This is a genomic window from Staphylococcus sp. HMSC061G12, assembly GCF_001838465.1.
GTDB lineage: Bacteria > Bacillota > Bacilli > Staphylococcales > Staphylococcaceae > Staphylococcus > Staphylococcus simulans.
On the sequence record NZ_KV837068.1, the window covers coordinates 80,668 to 99,521 of the forward strand.

The window sequence follows — 18,854 nt, forward strand, 5'->3', positions numbered from 1 at the left end:
TCACGAAATGGTGACATTAGCCATTGATATGATGGGCGGAGATGACGCACCGGGTATCGTGTTAGTAGCGGTAGAGCAAGCGTTGAATGACTTCCCAGATTTACATATAATTTTATTCGGAGATGAAGCACAGTGCACACTAAAACATGATCGTTTGGATTTCCGTCATACGACTGAAGAAATCGAAATGGAAGATGAGCCGGTTCGTGCCATAAAACGTAAGAAAGACAGTTCAATGGTCAGAGCTGCACAAGCAGTTAAAGACGGTGAAGCTTCTGGTTGTGTCTCAGCTGGTAATACCGGAGCTTTGATGTCAGCAGGTTTATTTATTGTCGGCCGTATTAAAGGTGTCGCACGTCCAGCATTAGTTGTAACTTTACCGACAGTTTCAGGTAAAGGTTTTGTGTTCTTAGATGTCGGTGCGAATGCGGATGCGAAACCGGAACATTTATTACAATATGCGCAACTCGGCAATATTTACGCTGAGAAAATCCGTGGTATCGGTGCACCGAAAGTCGCATTATTAAACATCGGAACTGAAGCGAAAAAAGGTAACAGTTTAACGAAAGCGACGTATGATTTAATGAAAGCTGATCCATCATTCTATTTCTCAGGAAATGTTGAAGCGAAAACTTTAATGGAAGATGCGGCTGATGTCGTGGTCACTGATGGCTTTACAGGCAATATGGTCTTAAAGAATTTAGAAGGCACTGCGAAATCAATCGGTAAAATGTTAAAGTCTACATTAATGGCAAGCTTTAAAAATAAATTAGCTGCCTTAGTCTTGAAAAAAGACTTAAGCAACATGAGTAAAAAAATGGATTACGCTGAATATGGCGGATCTGTATTACTTGGCTTAGATGGTATTGTGGTTAAAGCACATGGCAGTTCTAATGCGAGAGCTTTTTATTCTGCGATTCGCCAAGCGAAAATTGCAGGAGAACAACATATTGTTGAAGTAATGAAAGAGACGGTAGGTGAACAAAATGGGTAAAACAGCAATTATTTTTCCAGGACAAGGTGCACAAAAAGTAGGTATGGCGCAAGATTTGTATCAACAAGATACAAAAGCTACTGAAATTTTAGATGCTGCACAAGGTGCGGCAGGCTTTGATTTATTAGAAACTATGTTTACAGATGAAGAAAGTAAACTAGGCGAAACTGAAAACACGCAACCGGCATTGTTAACACATAGTATTGCGTTATTAAACGCATTAGGTGATGTTGATGCGGACTATACAATGGGACACAGCTTGGGTGAGTATTCAAGTTTAGTCGCAGCAAAAGTCTTAGCGTTCGAAGACGCGGTTAAAATCGTCCGTAAAAGAGGCGAATTGATGGCACAAGCTTTCCCAAGCGGTGTCGGCAGCATGGCAGCGGTACTTGGTTTAGATTATGATGATGTCGCAAAAATCTGTGAAGATTTATCAGAAGAAGGTTCTATTATTGAACCGGCGAACATCAACTCACCAGGTCAAGTTGTAGTTTCAGGTCATAAAACAGCGATTGATCGTATTGTGAAAGAAGGCAAAGGCTTAGGTGCGAAACGTGTCTTACCATTAAAAGTGTCAGGACCTTTCCACTCATCTATGATGCAAGTCATTGAAAAAGACTTCGAAGATTACATCAATCAATTCGAATGGCACGATGCTGAAATTCCGGTTGTTCAAAACTATCATGCGCAAGCTGAAACTGACGCAGAAGTGATTAAACAAAACATGGTCAAACAATTGTATTCACCAGTTCAATTCATTCAATCAACTGAGTATTTAATTGAACAAGGTGTCGACCACTTTATTGAAATCGGACCAGGCAAAGTTTTATCGGGCTTAATCAAGAAAATCAACAGAGACGTTAAATTAACTTCGATTCAAACACTCGAAGATGTTAAAGGATGGAATGAACATGAGTAAAAGTGCATTAGTAACAGGAGCTTCAAGAGGTATTGGGCGCAGTATTGCGTTACAGTTAGCTGAAGAAGGTTATAATGTCGCAGTCAACTATGCAGGCAATAAAGACAAAGCAGAAGCAGTTGTCGCAGAAATCAAGGATAAAGGTGTTGAAGCCTTTGCGATTCAAGCAAATGTCGCAAATCCTGATGAAGTTAAAGACATGATTCAAGAAGTCGTAAAACAATTCGGTTCTTTAGACGTATTAGTCAACAACGCAGGTATTACACGTGATAACTTATTAATGCGTATGAAAGAACAAGAATGGGATGACGTGATCAACACAAACTTAAAAGGTGTGTTCAATTGTATTCAAAAAGCAACACGTCAAATGATGAAACAAAGAAGCGGTGCAATCATCAACTTATCTAGTGTGGTAGGCGCAGTCGGCAACCCTGGTCAAGCAAACTACGTTGCGACTAAAGCAGGGGTTATCGGTTTAACAAAAACTGCAGCACGTGAACTTGCGTCACGTAACATTACAGTTAACGCAGTAGCACCAGGCTTTATCGTTTCTGATATGACAGATGCGTTGAATGACGACCTTAAAGATCAAATGAAATCACAAATTCCATTAGGCCGTTTCGGTGAAGATACAGACATTGCGAACACAGTAGCTTTCTTAGCTTCTGACAAAGCAAAATACATTACTGGCCAAACTATCCATGTTAATGGCGGTATGTTTATGGAATAATAACCATTAATTCACGAGAAGTAGTGGGATTACACTATTTTGTGGGGTAATCCTACTTGTATTCTTGATGATAAAATGGGAAAATAATAGAGTCGTATAGGCTTTTTAAAGGAGGTGAATCGACGTGGAAAACTTCGATAAAGTTAAAGATATCATCGTTGACCGTTTAGGTGTAGATGCTGACAAAGTAACTGAAGATGCATCTTTCAAAGATGATTTAGGCGCTGACTCACTTGATATCGCAGAATTAGTTATGGAATTAGAAGACGAGTTCGGTACTGAAATTCCAGATGAAGAAGCTGAAAAAATCAATACAGTTGGTGACGCAGTAAACTTCATCAACAACCTTGAAAAATAATAACAATATTATCTGAGTCGTCTTAATCAGCGACTCAGATTTTTCTTTTGTTTTGCATTAAATTCACGTAAAATGAGACACATAAGCGCATACAGCGCGATGTTGTATTCTGTAAAATTAAAAGGAGGTCATCTTTTGACCAAGCATAAGAAAGACGCTATGCTGCAGGCTTTTAATCAAAAGTTTGCACAAAAAATGGAGATGTTACATCTCACGTATGACCATTTACCTCTATATCAACAAGCATTTTCACACTCTAGTTTTATCAACGATTTTAATATGGACCGACTTGCGCATAATGAGCGCTTAGAGTTCTTAGGAGATGCGGTATTAGAATTGACGGTTTCACGGTATTTATATGACAAATATCCAGGATTGCCTGAAGGGAATCTGACAAAAATGCGCGCGACCATCGTTTGTGAACCCTCACTTGTAATATTTGCGAATAAAATCAAATTAAATGAATTAATACTACTTGGCAAAGGCGAAGAAAAAACAGGTGGACGTACACGTCCATCGCTCGTATCAGATGCCTTTGAAGCTTTTGTAGGCGCTTTATACTTAGACCAAGGATTAGATGTGGTATGGCAATTTGCGCAAGAAGTTATCTTCCCATACGTTGAAGATGATGCGCTAATGGGTGTCATTGACTTTAAAACACAATTCCAAGAATATATTCATCGCTTGAATAAAGGCAGTGTCACATATCGTTTAATTCATGAAGAAGGTCCAGCACATCACCGTCTATTTACCTCAGAAGTATTATTAGAAGGTGAAGCGGTGGCAGAAGGCCAAGGCAGAACGAAGAAAGAATCAGAACAAAAAGCCGCAGAGAAGGCTTATAAAGTGATGAATCAGAAACAATGAACAAGCTGTGTCAAACAGTGATAGGGAGATCGAGTGAAGTATGGTTTATTTAAAATCAATCAATGCAGTCGGATTCAAATCGTTTGCGCAGCAAACTGAAGTCCACTTTGACCAAGGTGTGACCGCAATTGTAGGTCCGAACGGCAGCGGTAAAAGTAACGTAACAGATGCCATCAAATGGGTCTTAGGTGAACAATCTGCGAAATCTTTACGCGGTTCGAAAATGGAAGATATTATCTTTTCCGGCGCAGAACATCGCAAAGCACAAAACTATGCGGAAGTTCGATTAAAATTAGATAATCATGCACATCAATTAAACGTTGAAGAAGACGAAATCATCGTTACACGCAGGCTGTACCGCAGCGGCGAGAGTGCGTATTATTTAAATAACGAACGTGCCCGTTTAAGAGATATCACAGATCTCTTTTTAGATTCAGGACTAGGTAAAGAAGCATTCAGCATTATCTCACAAGGCCGTGTAGATGAAATTTTGAATGCGAAACCCGCTGACAGACGTCAAATTATTGAAGAATCTGCAGGTGTATTAAAGTATAAAAAACGTAAAGCAGCATCTGTTCAAAAGTTAGATCAAACAGAAGAAAACTTAAATCGTGTTGAAGATATTTTGTATGATTTAGAAGGTCGTGTAGAACCTTTAAGAGAAGAAGCAGCGATTGCGAAAGAGTATCAACATTTATCTAAAGAAATGAAGAAAAGCGATGTATTGGTGACGGTTCATGATATTAATGAGTATAACGAAGCTATCAGTAAAGCAGATGAACGCTTAAATATCTTAAAGAGCCAACAAGCGCAAAAAGAAGCAGACCAAAATCGCTATTCTCGCACGCTAGCGAATTATAAAGCGGAATTAAATCAACAAAACGATGAAATTGAACGCTTGAATTATCAGTTAGTCCAAGCAACAGAAGCAGCAGAAAAATTATCAGGTCAGCTGAATGTATTAGAAGAACGTAAGCGTAACCAATCACAAACGAATGCGCGTTATGAAGAAGAACAAGAAGCATTGAAAGCACAACATGCGCAACTGATTGAAGATCAACAACAGGCTAAAGCAGATAAACAAGCGCTGACTGAAAAACAACAAAGTTTAGCTGCAGAAGTAAAAAAACTTGAAGACCAATTATATGTATCAGATGCAGATCATGAAGAGCAACTTGAAGAGATTAAAAACAGTTATTATGATTTAATGTCTGAACAATCAGAGGTTAATAACGATATTCGCTTCCTCCAACGCACTATCGAAGAAAACGAAGCCAAACAAAATCGTTTAGATAGTCGTTTATTAGATGCGTTCAACCAATTAAAATCAATTCAGTCTGAAATTAATCAAATCACAGCCCAACAAAAAGAAAAACAACAACAATTAGCTTCCTTAGAGCAGCAACAAAAAGACAATGAAGCACAACTGACTGAAACGAAAAATAAACAAAACGAATACGAAGAAAAGTTATACCAAGCGTATCGTTATACAGATAAATTGAAAGCTAAAATAGAAAGTTTAACCAGTCGTGAAGAAGACTATACGTATTTCTTCAATGGTGTAAAGCATGTCTTGAAAGCGAAAAACAATCCATTGAACGGTATCCATGGCGCAGTAGCAGAAGTGATTGATGTACCCTCAGAATTAACTACAGCTATTGAAACAGCATTAGGTGCTTCTATGCAGCATATCATTGTGGATACTGAAAAAGATGGACGCCAAGCGATTGCTTATTTAAAACAAAACCGTTTAGGCAGAGCAACATTCCTACCGTTAAATGTCATTCAACCAAGACGTTTACAAGCCGATATTATGAACACTGCCCAACAAGCAACAGGTTTTGTCGGGGTGGCTGCGGATTTAATCGGTGTAGATAACACCTATAGTGCGATTATTTATAATTTGATCGGCAATACCATTATTGTTGATGATTTAAAACATGCAAATGAATTAGCACAAGCGATTCGTTATCGTACACGTATTGTGACATTAGAAGGCGATATCGTGAATCCAGGCGGCTCTATGACTGGTGGCGGTCAACGTCAGACGAAAAGCATTTTAGCACAACGTGATGAATTGACGCAGTTGCGTGAACAGTTGAAACAATTTGAACAGCAGACAACTCAATTTGAAAAAGAAGTTCAAGCAGTCAAAGATGAAGCGAATCAATTGAGTGAAACATATTTAAAAATCAGTCAACAATATAACGAAGCTAAACAAGCGGTGCATAATATCGAACTAGAATTAGACCGTTTGAAGAAAAGTGAAGCACATATTAAAAGTGAACATGAAGAGTTTGAATTTGAGAAAAATGATGGCTATCAAAGTGAAAAGAGCCGTGAAACTTTAGAAGCGAAACAACAACAAAAAGAACAACTTGCGAAAAAGTTAACCGATTTAGAGCAACAAATTGAAAGTTTGACGCAATTATCTAAAGAAGGTAAAGAAAGTACTGCACAATTACAGCAACAATTGCATCAAAAACAATCAGATTTAGCTGTGTTGAAAGAACGTAGTAAAACACAACGTCAACAACTTGAACGTATTGATAATCAAATCAAACAAAATCAACTTCAACAAGAAAAATTAGCGGAAGATATTGAGCTGTTCAACTCGGATGAAGTGACAGGACAAAAAGCCTTTGAAACGATTCAAAAAGATATTGAAATCAAACAACAAGAAAAAGCAGATTTAAATGAACGCTTAGACGTATTAAAAGGTAAACGTCAAGAAACGAACGCTTCAATAGAAGAATTTGATGACAAACTTCAAGAAACACATCGCGATATCCTATCAATTGAAAACAGCTATCAAGATATCAAAGCAGAGCAATCCAAATTGGATGTGTTGATTTCACATAGTATGGATCACTTAAATGATGATTATCATTTAACGTTTGAAGCAGCAAAAGACCTTTATGAACAAGATGAGCCGATTGACGCTTTAAGACAGAAAGTGAAATTGACTAAAATGTCGATTGAAGAATTAGGTCCAGTTAACCTTAATGCGATTGAACAGTTTGAAGAAGTGTATGAACGCTTTACTTTCTTAGATGAACAACGTACTGATTTAAGAGAAGCGGAAGCGACATTAGAACAAATCATTCGTGAAATGGACCAAGCGGTAATGGATCGATTCAAAACAACATTCCATGCGGTTCAAGGACATTTCTCAGAAGTGTTTAAATCGTTATTCGGCGGAGGCCAAGCTGAACTGAAATTAACAGATGATGACTATTTAACTGCAGGTGTTGAAATTATCGTACAACCACCAGGTAAGAAGTTGCAGCATTTGTCATTACTTAGTGGCGGAGAGCGTGCATTAAGTGCAATTGCTTTATTATTTGCGTTATTGAAAGTACGCTCAGCACCATTTGTTATACTAGATGAAGTAGAAGCAGCTTTAGATGAGGCGAATGTAATTCGTTATGCGAATTACTTAAGACAATTATCTGAGAAGACACAGTTTATTGTGATTACACACCGTAAAGGAACAATGGAAGCGGCTGATAGACTATATGGCATTACGATGCAAGAATCTGGTGTATCTAAACTGGTAAGTGTGAATTTAAATACGATAGATGAAGTGTTGAAGGAGGAAGAAAAATGAGCTTTTTTAAACGACTAAAAGATAAGTTTGCGGGCAAACCAACGGAAGAAGAAAAAGAGCTTCAAGACTTAGACCAGACGGAATCGTCAGAAGAAGACAAGAAACCGGCTGAAAAAGAAGAAAAATCAACGTTACCTGAAGCAAAACCTAAAGAAGAACCGAAAGATGATTTCGATTTTGATGACGGTTTAATTTCTATTGAAGAATTTGAAGAAATTGAATCACAAAAATTAGGTGCGAAATTCAGACAAGGTTTAGAGAAATCACGTGAAAACTTCCAAGAGCAATTAAATAACTTGATTGCACGTTATCGTACTGTGGATGAAGATTTCTTCGAAGCCTTAGAAGAAATGTTGATTACTGCTGACGTAGGTTTCAACACAGTGATGGAATTAGTTGATGAACTACGTACAGAAGCACAACGACGTAACATTAAAGAAACAGAAGACTTAAAAGAAGTTATCGTTGAAAAAATTGTAGAAATTTATCAACAAGAAGACGATAATTCTGAAGTGATGAACTTAGAAGATGGCCGTTTGAATGTCATCTTAATGGTCGGTGTCAATGGTGTAGGTAAAACGACTACTATCGGTAAATTGGCACACCGTTATAAAGCAGAAGGTAAAAAAGTGATGCTTGCGGCAGGTGATACATTCAGAGCTGGTGCAATCAACCAATTAAAAGTATGGGGCGAACGTGTCGGAGTAGATGTTATCAGCCAAAGCGAAGGTTCAGACCCAGCAGCTGTGATGTATGATGCGATTAATGCGGCTAAACACCAAGGTGTCGATATTTTAATCTGTGATACTGCAGGACGTTTACAAAACAAAGCGAACTTGATGAATGAGTTAGAAAAAATGAAACGTGTCATCGGACGTGCGGTTCCAGATGCGCCACATGAAGTATTGCTTTGCCTTGATGCGACAACTGGACAAAACGCATTATCACAAGCACGTAACTTCAAAGATGTAACGAATGTCACAGGTATTGTATTAACAAAACTTGACGGTACTGCTAAAGGTGGTATTGTATTAGCCATCCGTAATGAACTGCATATTCCAGTTAAATATGTCGGTTTAGGTGAGCAATTAGATGACTTACAACCATTCGATCCTGAAAGCTATGTTTATGGCTTATTTGCGGACATGATTGAACAAACAGTTGAAGAACATCAAGAAGAAGCAGCAGAAACAACAGAAAACGACGGTGACACACCTGATGAGCAAAAATGATTTAGTTAAAACATTGCGCATGAATTACTTGTTTGATTTTTATCAATCTTTATTGACGAAAAAACAACGTAATTATTTGGAATTATTTTATCTTGAAGATTACTCTTTGAGCGAAATCGCAGATACTTTTGATGTGAGTCGCCAAGCAGTATATGATAACATAAGAAGAACTGGTGATTTAGTAGAAGATTATGAAGCGAAATTAGCGCTTTATTCAAAATTTGAACAACGTCGTGAAATTTATACTCAAATGAAAGCATCTATTGAAGATCCGGATGCCTTGAAACAATATATTGAGAAACTAGAAGAATTAGAATAAGGAGGTCACTTGGATGGCATTTGAAGGATTATCCGATCGTTTACAAGCGACCATGCAGAAGATCCGAGGAAAAGGGAAAGTGACTGAAGCGGATATTAAAGCAATGATGCGTGAAGTGCGTCTTGCATTGCTTGAAGCCGATGTTAACTTCAAAGTGGTAAAATCATTTATCAAAACTGTCTCTGAACGTGCTTTAGGTTCAGATGTCATGCAATCTTTAACACCTGGCCAACAGGTTATCAAAATCGTTAAAGATGAATTAACACAATTAATGGGCGGCGAAAATGCGACGGTTAATATGGCAAATAAACCGCCGACAGTTGTGATGATGGTTGGTCTGCAAGGTGCAGGTAAAACGACAACTGCAGGTAAATTAGCATTATTAATGCGTAAAAAATACAATAAGAAACCATTGTTGGTTGCAGCCGATATCTATCGTCCAGCAGCGATTGACCAACTTCAAACAGTCGGTAAACAATTAGACATTCCAGTCTATAGTGAAGGCGACCAAGTTCAGCCACAACAAATCGTTGACAATGCATTAAAACATGCTAAAGAAGAACATTTAGACTTTGTGATTATCGATACAGCAGGTCGTCTGCATATTGATGAAAAACTGATGAACGAATTAGCTGAAGTCAAAGAATTGTCTAAACCAAATGAAATTATGTTGGTTGTAGATGCGATGACTGGTCAAGATGCAGTCAACGTTGCGCAATCATTTGATGATCAATTAGGTGTAACAGGTGTTACTTTAACAAAACTTGATGGTGACACTCGAGGCGGTGCAGCTTTATCTATCCGTTCTGTTACGCAAAAACCGATTAAATTTATTGGTGTCAGTGAGAAACTTGACGGTTTAGAATTGTTCCACCCAGAACGTATGGCGTCACGTATCTTAGGTATGGGTGATGTGTTAAGTTTAATCGAGAAAGCTCAACAAGATGTAGATGAATCTAAAGCAAAAGATTTAGAGAAGAAAATGCGTACTGCTTCATTTACATTAGATGATTTCTTAGAACAATTAGACCAAGTTAAAAATCTTGGACCATTAGATGAAATCATGAAAATGATTCCGGGTATGGGCAAAATGAAAGGTATGGATAAGTTGAATATGAGCGATAAACAAATCGATCATATCAAAGCAATTATCCAATCTATGACTTTAGCTGAACGTGAAAGACCAGAAATCTTAAACGTATCTCGTAAGAAACGTATCGCAAAAGGATCAGGTCGTTCACTTCAAGAAGTTAACCGTTTGATGAAACAATTCAATGACATGAAGAAAATGATGAAACAATTTACTGGCGGAGGCAAAGGTAAAAAAGGCAAACGCAGTCAAATTGAAAATATGATGAAAGGCATGAACTTGCCGTTCTAATCGAAAAAGGTGTTGTGAGCAGCGACTTACAACACCTTTTACTGTGTATTAGAGATAAAAAATAAAATTGGTAAAGAGAAACCTCTTTACAAACTTTCTGATACCTGTTATTATTATTTCTTGTAGAAAAGAAAACAAAGACTCAAAGGAGAGAATTATACATGGCAGTTAAAATTCGTTTAACACGTTTAGGCTCAAAAAGAAATCCATTCTACCGTATCGTAGCAGCAGATGCTCGTGCGCCACGTGATGGTCGTATCATCGAACAAATCGGAACTTATGATCCGGTTACTAAAGATGCGTCACAAACAGTTAAAATCGACGAAGAGTTAGCACTTAAATGGTTAGCTAACGGTGCGAAACCAACTGATACAGTTCACAATATCTTATCTAAAGAAGGTATTTTGAAAAAATTCGACGACCAACGTCAATCTAAGTAATTTAAGCTATAAGTTGCTTTAATCTCATAACCCTGAGACAATACACTTGTCTTAGGGTTATTGTTAAGTATTGGAGCTTTTTTCACGAGACCAAATATTGGAGGCAATGTGCATGAAAGTAGAAGTCGGTAAAATTGTAAATACACATGGGATAAAAGGTGAGGTACGTGTGAAATCTAACTCAGATTTTACAGACACACGCTTTCAACCTGGTGAAGTTTTGACATTGAATCACAAAGGCGAAGAAATTGCGTTAACAGTTGCTTCTTATCGTATGCACAAAGGGTTCCATATGTTGACATTTGAAGGTATCAACAACATTAATGATGTGGAGCACTTTAAAGGTGATATTCTGACACAAGAGCGTGATCATGAAGCAATTGAACTTGATGAACATGAGTTTTACTATTCCGACATTATCGGCTGCACAGTTTTTGATGGTGAAACACCGATTGGTCGTGTGAAAGAAATTTTTGAAACAGGTGCCAATGATGTATGGGTCGTTCAAGGTGATAAAGAGTACTTGATTCCCTATATCGCAGATGTTGTCCAAGAAGTAGATGTCTCTGGGCGCCGTATTCAAATTACGCCATTGGAAGGAATGTTCGACGAGTGAAAATTGATTATTTAACGCTGTTTCCAGAAATGTTTGATGGCGTATTAAATCATTCTATTTTAAAGCGTGCACAAGAGAAAGAGATTCTAACAGTGAACACCGTCAATTTCAGAGATTATGCGGTTAATAAACATAATCAAGTTGATGATTATCCATTCGGCGGCGGTCAAGGTATGGTATTGAAACCAGAACCTGTCTTTAATGCGATGAAAGACCTTGAGACGACAGAAAATACACGTGTGATATTAATGTGCCCACAAGGCAAACCCTTCTCACAAGCAGTGGCAGAAGAATTGAGCCAAGCAGAACACTTAGTGTTTATTTGTGGTCATTATGAAGGCTATGATGAACGTATCAGAGAACATTTAGTGACTGATGAAATCTCAATTGGAGATTATGTATTAACAGGTGGAGAATTGCCTGCGATGAGCATGACAGATGCGATTGTACGCTTGATTCCAGGTGTACTCGGCAATCAACAGTCACATCAAGATGACTCATTCTCTGATGGTTTATTAGAGTTTCCGCAATACACACGTCCAAGAGAATTTGAAGGTATGAAAGTACCAGACGTCTTATTATCAGGTAATCACGCAAACATTGATGCATGGCGACATGAACAAAAATTAATTAGAACATTTGTCAAAAGACCCGATTTACTAACAAAGTATCCATTAACATCAGAAGATGAAAAAATACTTGAAAACTACAAAAACCAATTGAAAACCAAATAGCAGTGTGCTAATATTATTTAAGTGTGCTAAGCACGAAAAATCACTATGATCCGCTGCTATTTTGTTGTAGAGGCAAGAACATAGTTTGAAGGAGAGAATAATAAAATGAGTAATCACAAATTAATCGAAGCAGTTACTAAATCACAATTACGCACAGACTTACCAAACTTCCGTGCCGGTGACACTGTACGTGTACACGTACGTATCGTCGAAGGTACTCGTGAACGTATCCAAGTCTTCGAAGGTGTCGTAATCAAACGTCGCGGTGGCGGAGTTTCAGAAACTTTCACAGTTCGTAAAATTTCATCTGGTGTAGGTGTGGAACGTACATTCCCATTACACACACCAAAAATTGAAAAAATCGAAGTGACTCGTCGCGGTAAAGTTAGACGTGCTAAACTTTACTACTTACGTAACTTACGTGGTAAAGCTGCTAGAATTAAAGAAATTCGCTAATCTTAGACAGATAGACATACGAGTAGACAAGACTGTTCCTAATCATGGAACAGTCTTTTTTTATGTAAATTGTCGTATGAAAATTCTGAAAAATTAGGTATAATAAAAGCATTCTATAAAATGAAGTCCTTATTTTTACTAGTACAACAAGAAAATCATCATAGAAGGAGTAAAAGTAAATGAAAAAGAAGGTTTTAGTAACGATTGCGATATTGTTATTCTTTGCGGTTGTCGCATTCAGTATTGTCAGGAATGAATTCACAGATCGTGTCAATCCGTTTCTAACTATAGAAAAATCATATGCGAAGGTTGAAAAAGGTACGCAATACTATGAAAATGTTCAAGCTTACTCAAAAGATGGAGAACGTGTGCCTTATAAGCTGACATTCAATGGTTTTGATCCTCAAAAAGAGAATGTCGTGATTATTCATAAAGGCAAGTATGTGAAAGAAATCCATTATCTCGATACATTGCCTAAAGATGTAAAAGAATAAGAACGATAAAAGAATCGCCATTTTAATAGAGAAGGCGATTCTTTTATTTATATAGTTTAGATGGATTTGTCACTGTTCCAATCATCTGCACTTGGCTTTTGATGTGTGTGATATTGATGAATGATTTCATTGTATTCTCGTTGGTTATGTCCTCTGTATGCCCATAGTCTCACTTTAGAATAAACAATTTTGACATGTTTTAAAACATGTTTCGATTTTACATTGTTATACAATCCTTGTGCTTTCCACATTTGTACAGCATCCTTCAAGTCATCTTCTTTTGGCACCATTTTGATATTAGGAAGGATGACATCTTCAAAAATAGCGATTTCAACCATATATATAGGAATATCAAAGGATTCTCCTTGAAGGTTGATGCTACTTCTCAGAAACAGTAAACTGTCTTCGAATTTCTTATTTTCTATCCAGTCCTCTGAAGTAGCGGCTTTAAACAATGCCATAAGTGTTGAAGGTAAATAGTAATGGACAGTTTCATATAATGCATTTAGGGTTTGATAAGCTTCTTTTAACGTCGTATGTGTAAGATAATTATCGCTGATAGCAACCATGTGACTTTTATAATCTGTGCTTATCTTATCTTTTATAGATGCGCTGGTTTCATGTGCTTCAAAGTATGAATTATAAAGTTTGACCACTATTTTAATAGGGATAAAACCGTATAAGTTTACAAGTGCTTCAAAGAATTTGATTTTAGCTTCAGTGTTCAAATCAGTAAGAATATTTGCCTGGATTTTATTATGCATCAAAGCTGGTAGAACCTTTTTGGCTTCCCCGACTGATAATCGATTATGGCACAAATCTTTTAATAACGCTTGTTGAAGGTCTTCATCTAAGGCTTGATCTGTAAAATCTTCAATCGACTGTTTAAGTATTTCTTCAGGCTGCAGACCACGTAAACTAAAATAACACTTTAAATGTTCAAATAAGTCACAAGGTAAATAAATCATACTGAGTTCAATGTCGCTAAACAAAATAAAGACCGCAATATTTTCACCAGGGAGTTCTGCACCTACAAAACTGTTTCTATCCTCATAAACCATATACGCAAAAAGTATACGTAAAGGTGGCACGATTTGAATTAATTTTTCAAATAGGCCATAATCTCTCATCACTTTTTTGGTGATTAAGGTACACTTTTCAGAATCAGTCAGTTTATCATAATTTTTAATATTAGCCATCACACATATAAAGTCTAAATTTTTTGTGCTATAACGATCAGCTAAACATGTTTCAAAATCCATAGTTTCATATAATCTACGCTTTTCTTCTATTGAAGCTAAAGTTTCGATTTTTGTATGAACCCAATCTTCAAGCAAAGGTAAGGAGGAATATTTTTCATTTAAACAATAGTGGTTATAATCATTTAAAAATTCAGGTGAGAGGTAGTAGCGGTCTTTAGCAATAGGGATGATATAGTATGTCGCTTTCAAATGAGTGAGTTGATAATAGTCTATTCTAGAAAGTGTGATTATCGTAAGTGTGGAATTTAAAACAGACTCAAGTAATGCTTTTTCAGAAGTATTTAGAAGATAATCGAAATGATTCATTAATGTCTGATAGGAAATAGAGTTACTTTGAAGTGCTTTAGTAGAAAGTGACGTGTTAAATTTTAGAAGTATGTGACTCAGATATTCGTGATTGGTGCTTTGGTAGTTACGTTCTTTCATGTTGTGTAATCAAACCTTTCTAGGCGAATGTTAATGGAGTAGAGATATAAAAATAGTATAAGTAAGAAGATAATAGGCTGTATATGCATAATCACAGACAGTAAAAAAAGCGTAAGTCATTGGTAAAAATAGTGTTGGGGATTTAAAAAAACAGTGCGTATCCAAAATATAGAAGGATACACACTGTTTGTTTTATTGTTTCGTTTTGTTTCGTCTGAGTAGATAACGGCACCAGACCACGCTCAACACTAAACCAATTCCTGTGATGACGATTAATGGTTTTAATAATGGCGGTTCATATTTTAAATAAATATCTGTTTGACCTTTCTTAGTTGGAATTACTGTCATAATGCCATTACCTTGTTTAACTTCGTGTTTCTTACCATCGATTAACGCATACATTCCATTTCTATAGGCAGCAGGTAAGACAATATAACCTTGTGCTGATTTTGGTTTTTGAATGTGTAAGTTACGGTTATTCTTAGTAACTTTGACAGGTGTTAAAGTATCTTTAGTACGATTTAAAGTACTGTAATCTTCACCATAAATACCTTTAAGCTGTAGACGGTATTTACCTTTTGGTAGTTGTAACTTCAGTTCTGGTGAAGCTTTAATACGCATAGTCACAGGGCTGACGAACCGTCGGTATTTGTAGTCTAAGCGATTACGTTTTTGTTTATATTCATTGATTTTTACGTAGTGTTCTGAAGCTGGTGCGATACGTTCAACATCCATTTCTACATACATATCTTGATACTTATTCGCAACGGATTCAGGCAGCTGCATAGTTAAACCGCCATTGTTTTTTTGAACTTGAATATGTTTTTGATCTATTTGTTTTGCATCGCGTAATGTTGTCTTTGCCTTTGGTAGTAAGTTAGGGTTCGTTTTGAATGTTGAATTACCTTTTTTATCATCCCAAACAACGCCTTCTAACATGGCTTGTTCACGATCTAACGGTGATTTTAATTGGTCCATATTAAATGTTTTGTTGGTAATATGTGCACTTGGATAATCAATTTGATTTTTTGAATGAACAAAGATTCTATCATCATGTTTGATTTTATCTTTTAGTTCGAAACCGTATGGTATGTTTTTATCTGATTCCATTTTGAAGCGGTCTGTGACATCCCATAAAGCCATTAAGTTAGCTCGGTTATTAAATAAACGATAAGTACTGTTTTTATCAATCGGCATATTAATCTGCATCACATTATCATAATAATTAAGAATTTCACCATCAAAGATGCTTGAATAAAGCGAGATGCCGTTGTAGTTGTAAATGAATGGTGAGTTTAAACCATAAACACTCATATAATCAATACGCATTAAATCATCTTGATTTTCTTTTTGAATGGCTTTGATTTTTTTATTTAGCGGGCGACTGAAGTAATCATAATTTGTGACTTGTTTTACTTCTGCTTCATACTCAGACAAGATATTTTCTTTATATTCTTTTAACTGCCAGAATTGTTGGACTAAAATCAATGCGACTAACATAAGTTTCATCCAATGCTTCATCTGACCTTTATAGATAATTAATATCAATGCCAATACTGCGATGATGACAGCTGTGCTGATCCACCAATGCCATTCGCCTTCAGCATAACGTGATGAAATGATTAAGACTAAAACGGCTGGAATTGTTGCGGCAATTAAAGAAATGATAGACATTTCCGCTAAATATTGAATCATCAAAGCAACCAATATTGCGGCACTCATTGCTAGCATATAGACCCATCTGCGTTGCGGGATAGAAAAGCCGTTAAAGAAACTATCAAATGGGTTGGTAAATGAACCTAATAAGAAAATCCATGTCATAATCGCAAATAAACGATAGAAATAATGTTTGTATAGTTTAAATTGCAGTAGGGCAATCAAAACTAAAATCGACAATAAAATATGAAAACCTGATATAAATGTTTGTTTATCTGTGTTCAATAAATCTACAAAAAATGGATACTCTAATAATGGATTTTGTTTACGATCATTATGCAAGAATGAGCTGACACCTGTATAAAATCCAAAACTAGCGACCATCAAACTTAGTAGTATAGTTACCACTGTAATATAAATCTTTTGTATGCGGTTTAAGATATCCTCTTTATAAACTGCGATAGTTCTATAAATTAAATAAGCACCGATAATAATAGCTTCATAGTAACTGAAATAAAAGTTCGACATCAGTGTTAAGCCTAAACCGATAATCAATAAAGCAGCTTTACGTTCTCTAAATAACTTTTCTACACCTAATATTGTCAACGGTAAGTAAATCAATACATCACCATAAAATGACCAAGTGAAGTTGAAATACATCATGACATTAGAAGCGGTGTATAAAATTGTAGCGATCAGTGCGGTATAACGTTTTAATTTAAAATAGCGCATCATATAGTAAGCAGCAATAAATGTCAAAATAGCTTTGACAATCGCAAAGAATAATTGGTTTCCTGGCCAAAATTCAATACTGCTTGGATTCATATGTAAGAGATGTTCGCCTAACCACACAAATAAAAAGTTTAAGTAGGTAAGTGGAGAGGTTGAATAATAATAAGCTAAATCTGCGATATAATCTCCGCCTAAACCGAAAGAAATATCGTAGAAACTTGAAAAGTGTGTGACGTGTTCATATAAGTATTTTTGAAATGGCATCATTTGTCTGAAACCATCGCCTGCACCACTGAATACAATTTGATGTTTCGTATAAGCGCGGATTGCAGGATAGAAAATAATCAGCATCATTAATGTGCCGATACCAGCAATTTTTAAAAAACGCACTAGGTTATGTTTTAGGGTGAATTTCATTTTTTGTCTCTCCTGAAATTAAAATGCATATGTAGAATTAGGTAATATGCTACATATACCCTTTTTAATTTTAGCAGTAACGCGATTATAAAGGGAAATAAATCAAATAATATTAAAATTTTGTAAAGTATCATATTAACTTAATATGAATAATGTCTAACATATAGGGAATATAACTACCGGTAACAATTATATGGGAGTACTATCAATAACAAATCAATTTGGAGGTCTTAATCATATGGTTGAAGTAAGAAATGAATCAGGCATCACTCAAGTTGCGGAGAATGTGGACAGAGTTGCCGCATTAGAATTTTCATTCGTAGATGATTTATTAGCTTTAGATATTAAACCAGCTGCGATTGCTGATGATGGGAATAAAGAGAATTTATTTGAAGCAGTCAGAACACAGATTGGTGAATATGTTTCTTTAGGAGATAGAAACAATCCTGATTTAGATGCTTTAAGAGAAGCGGAACCACAATTAATTATTGCTGACGGTGAACGTCATCACAAAATCTATAGAGATTTAGAAAAAATTGCACCGACAATTTTACTTGAAAGCTTTGATGGCGATTATAAACAAAACTTAGAGTCATTCGAGTTAATCGGTAAAGCTGTATCAAAAGAACAAAAAGCGAAAACACGTGTCGCAGTGCATGAACAAAAGATCAAACAAATCGAAGAGGGTATTACGTTAGATAAAAGTTTAGGCACATTGGCTGCAGTAGTGACAGATAATCATATTGTAGGGCATGATGCGAACAGTTATGTTGGTCAATTCTTAAAACGTCTTGGCTTCAAAATGGCAATCACTCAAGCGGACTCAAAAACGTATCCAGAATATAAAGATGGACCATATCTTAAATTAACGGATGAACAATTAAAAACATTAAATCCAGAACGTTTAATTTTAATGGTTGATGATGAAAATGCAGATGCATTAGAAGAATTACGTCAATCAGAAGTTTATAATTCAATCAATGCGAAGAAAAACGGACGTATTCATTTTGTAAACCGTGAATTATGGGCAAAATCACGTGGTTTAGTAGCGTCTGAACACATTGCAGAAGACTTAGCGAAATTCGAAGAATAAGTCTAAGTGAGATTAATACAAGTACCGAAAACATCTACCTTTTTCGGTGCTTGTATTTTTTTATGCCATATTATAGAGAATATAGGGTATTAAACACTAATCAAGTTTAATTGAAATG

General features: G+C 36.2%; 17 protein-coding genes. 15 read left to right on the plus strand and 2 right to left on the minus strand.

Annotation, left to right across the window (positions count from 1 at the left end):
• Positions 1-7 precede the first annotated feature (7 nt).
• The 14 genes from plsX (at position 8) to HMPREF2937_RS06795 (ending at position 13,150) form a co-directional block, all read left to right on the plus strand.
• Entirely contained in the window at positions 8-994 is a 987-nt protein-coding gene (gene plsX, locus HMPREF2937_RS06730) for a phosphate acyltransferase PlsX (RefSeq protein WP_070864269.1), read from the plus strand.
• The gene (fabD, locus tag HMPREF2937_RS06735) at positions 987-1,913 is read left to right on the plus strand and encodes an ACP S-malonyltransferase (protein ID WP_070864270.1); all 927 of its coding nucleotides are present in this window, start codon (positions 987-989) and stop codon (positions 1,911-1,913) included. Before plsX ends, fabD begins: the two co-directional genes overlap by 8 nt.
• A complete protein-coding gene (gene fabG, locus HMPREF2937_RS06740) occupies positions 1,906-2,643 on the plus strand; it encodes a 3-oxoacyl-[acyl-carrier-protein] reductase (RefSeq protein ID WP_070864271.1) in 738 nt (245 codons plus the stop codon). The genes fabD and fabG overlap by 8 nt, the downstream gene beginning before the upstream one ends.
• Before the next feature lie 124 nt (positions 2,644-2,767).
• A complete protein-coding gene (locus tag HMPREF2937_RS06745; protein WP_002480667.1) occupies positions 2,768-3,001 on the plus strand; it encodes an acyl carrier protein in 234 nt (77 codons plus the stop codon).
• A 159-nt stretch (positions 3,002-3,160) separates the two neighbouring features.
• On the plus strand, positions 3,161-3,868 hold the full coding sequence (gene rnc, locus HMPREF2937_RS06750) for a ribonuclease III (protein ID WP_371106790.1): 708 nt from the start codon (positions 3,161-3,163) through the stop codon (positions 3,866-3,868).
• Positions 3,869-3,908: 40 nt separating this feature from the next.
• A complete protein-coding gene (gene smc / locus HMPREF2937_RS06755) occupies positions 3,909-7,478 on the plus strand; it encodes a chromosome segregation protein SMC (RefSeq protein WP_070864272.1) in 3,570 nt (1,189 codons plus the stop codon).
• Positions 7,475-8,710, plus strand: coding sequence for a signal recognition particle-docking protein FtsY (gene ftsY, locus HMPREF2937_RS06760; protein ID WP_002480670.1), 1,236 nt, complete (start codon positions 7,475-7,477; stop codon positions 8,708-8,710). The genes smc and ftsY overlap by 4 nt, the downstream gene beginning before the upstream one ends.
• A complete protein-coding gene (locus tag HMPREF2937_RS06765) occupies positions 8,697-9,029 on the plus strand; it encodes a putative DNA-binding protein (protein ID WP_002480671.1) in 333 nt (110 codons plus the stop codon). Before ftsY ends, HMPREF2937_RS06765 begins: the two co-directional genes overlap by 14 nt.
• A gap of 13 nt (positions 9,030-9,042) precedes the next feature.
• A complete protein-coding gene (gene ffh, locus HMPREF2937_RS06770; RefSeq protein ID WP_002480672.1) occupies positions 9,043-10,410 on the plus strand; it encodes a signal recognition particle protein in 1,368 nt (455 codons plus the stop codon).
• A gap of 161 nt (positions 10,411-10,571) precedes the next feature.
• A complete protein-coding gene (gene rpsP, locus HMPREF2937_RS06775) occupies positions 10,572-10,850 on the plus strand; it encodes a 30S ribosomal protein S16 (protein ID WP_002480673.1) in 279 nt (92 codons plus the stop codon).
• A 112-nt stretch (positions 10,851-10,962) separates the two neighbouring features.
• Positions 10,963-11,466 carry a ribosome maturation factor RimM gene (rimM, locus tag HMPREF2937_RS06780; RefSeq protein ID WP_002480674.1) on the plus strand — a complete coding sequence of 168 codons (504 nt, stop codon included), beginning with the start codon at positions 10,963-10,965 and terminating at the stop codon, positions 11,464-11,466.
• On the plus strand, positions 11,463-12,200 hold the full coding sequence (gene trmD, locus HMPREF2937_RS06785; RefSeq protein WP_002480675.1) for a tRNA (guanosine(37)-N1)-methyltransferase TrmD: 738 nt from the start codon (positions 11,463-11,465) through the stop codon (positions 12,198-12,200). The genes rimM and trmD overlap by 4 nt, the downstream gene beginning before the upstream one ends.
• A gap of 105 nt (positions 12,201-12,305) precedes the next feature.
• Positions 12,306-12,656: a 50S ribosomal protein L19 gene (gene rplS / locus HMPREF2937_RS06790; RefSeq protein ID WP_002480676.1), complete on the plus strand. Its 351-nt coding sequence runs from the start codon at positions 12,306-12,308 to the stop codon at positions 12,654-12,656.
• A 179-nt stretch (positions 12,657-12,835) separates the two neighbouring features.
• Complete coding sequence (locus HMPREF2937_RS06795; protein WP_070864273.1) at positions 12,836-13,150, plus strand: YxeA family protein; 315 nt, start codon at positions 12,836-12,838, stop codon at positions 13,148-13,150.
• A gap of 56 nt (positions 13,151-13,206) precedes the next feature.
• Here the strand turns inward: HMPREF2937_RS06795 and HMPREF2937_RS06800 are convergent, their stop codons facing one another.
• On the minus strand, positions 13,207-14,838 hold the full coding sequence (locus tag HMPREF2937_RS06800) for a hypothetical protein (protein WP_070864274.1): 1,632 nt from the start codon (positions 14,836-14,838) through the stop codon (positions 13,207-13,209).
• A 192-nt stretch (positions 14,839-15,030) separates the two neighbouring features.
• Positions 15,031-17,643, minus strand: coding sequence for a YfhO family protein (locus tag HMPREF2937_RS06805; RefSeq protein ID WP_070864275.1), 2,613 nt, complete (start codon positions 17,641-17,643; stop codon positions 15,031-15,033).
• Positions 17,644-17,881: 238 nt separating this feature from the next.
• Between HMPREF2937_RS06805 and HMPREF2937_RS06810 the strand changes: the two genes are divergently transcribed.
• On the plus strand, positions 17,882-18,736 hold the full coding sequence (locus HMPREF2937_RS06810; RefSeq protein WP_002480680.1) for an ABC transporter substrate-binding protein: 855 nt from the start codon (positions 17,882-17,884) through the stop codon (positions 18,734-18,736).
• The last annotated feature ends 118 nt before the right edge of the window (positions 18,737-18,854 follow it).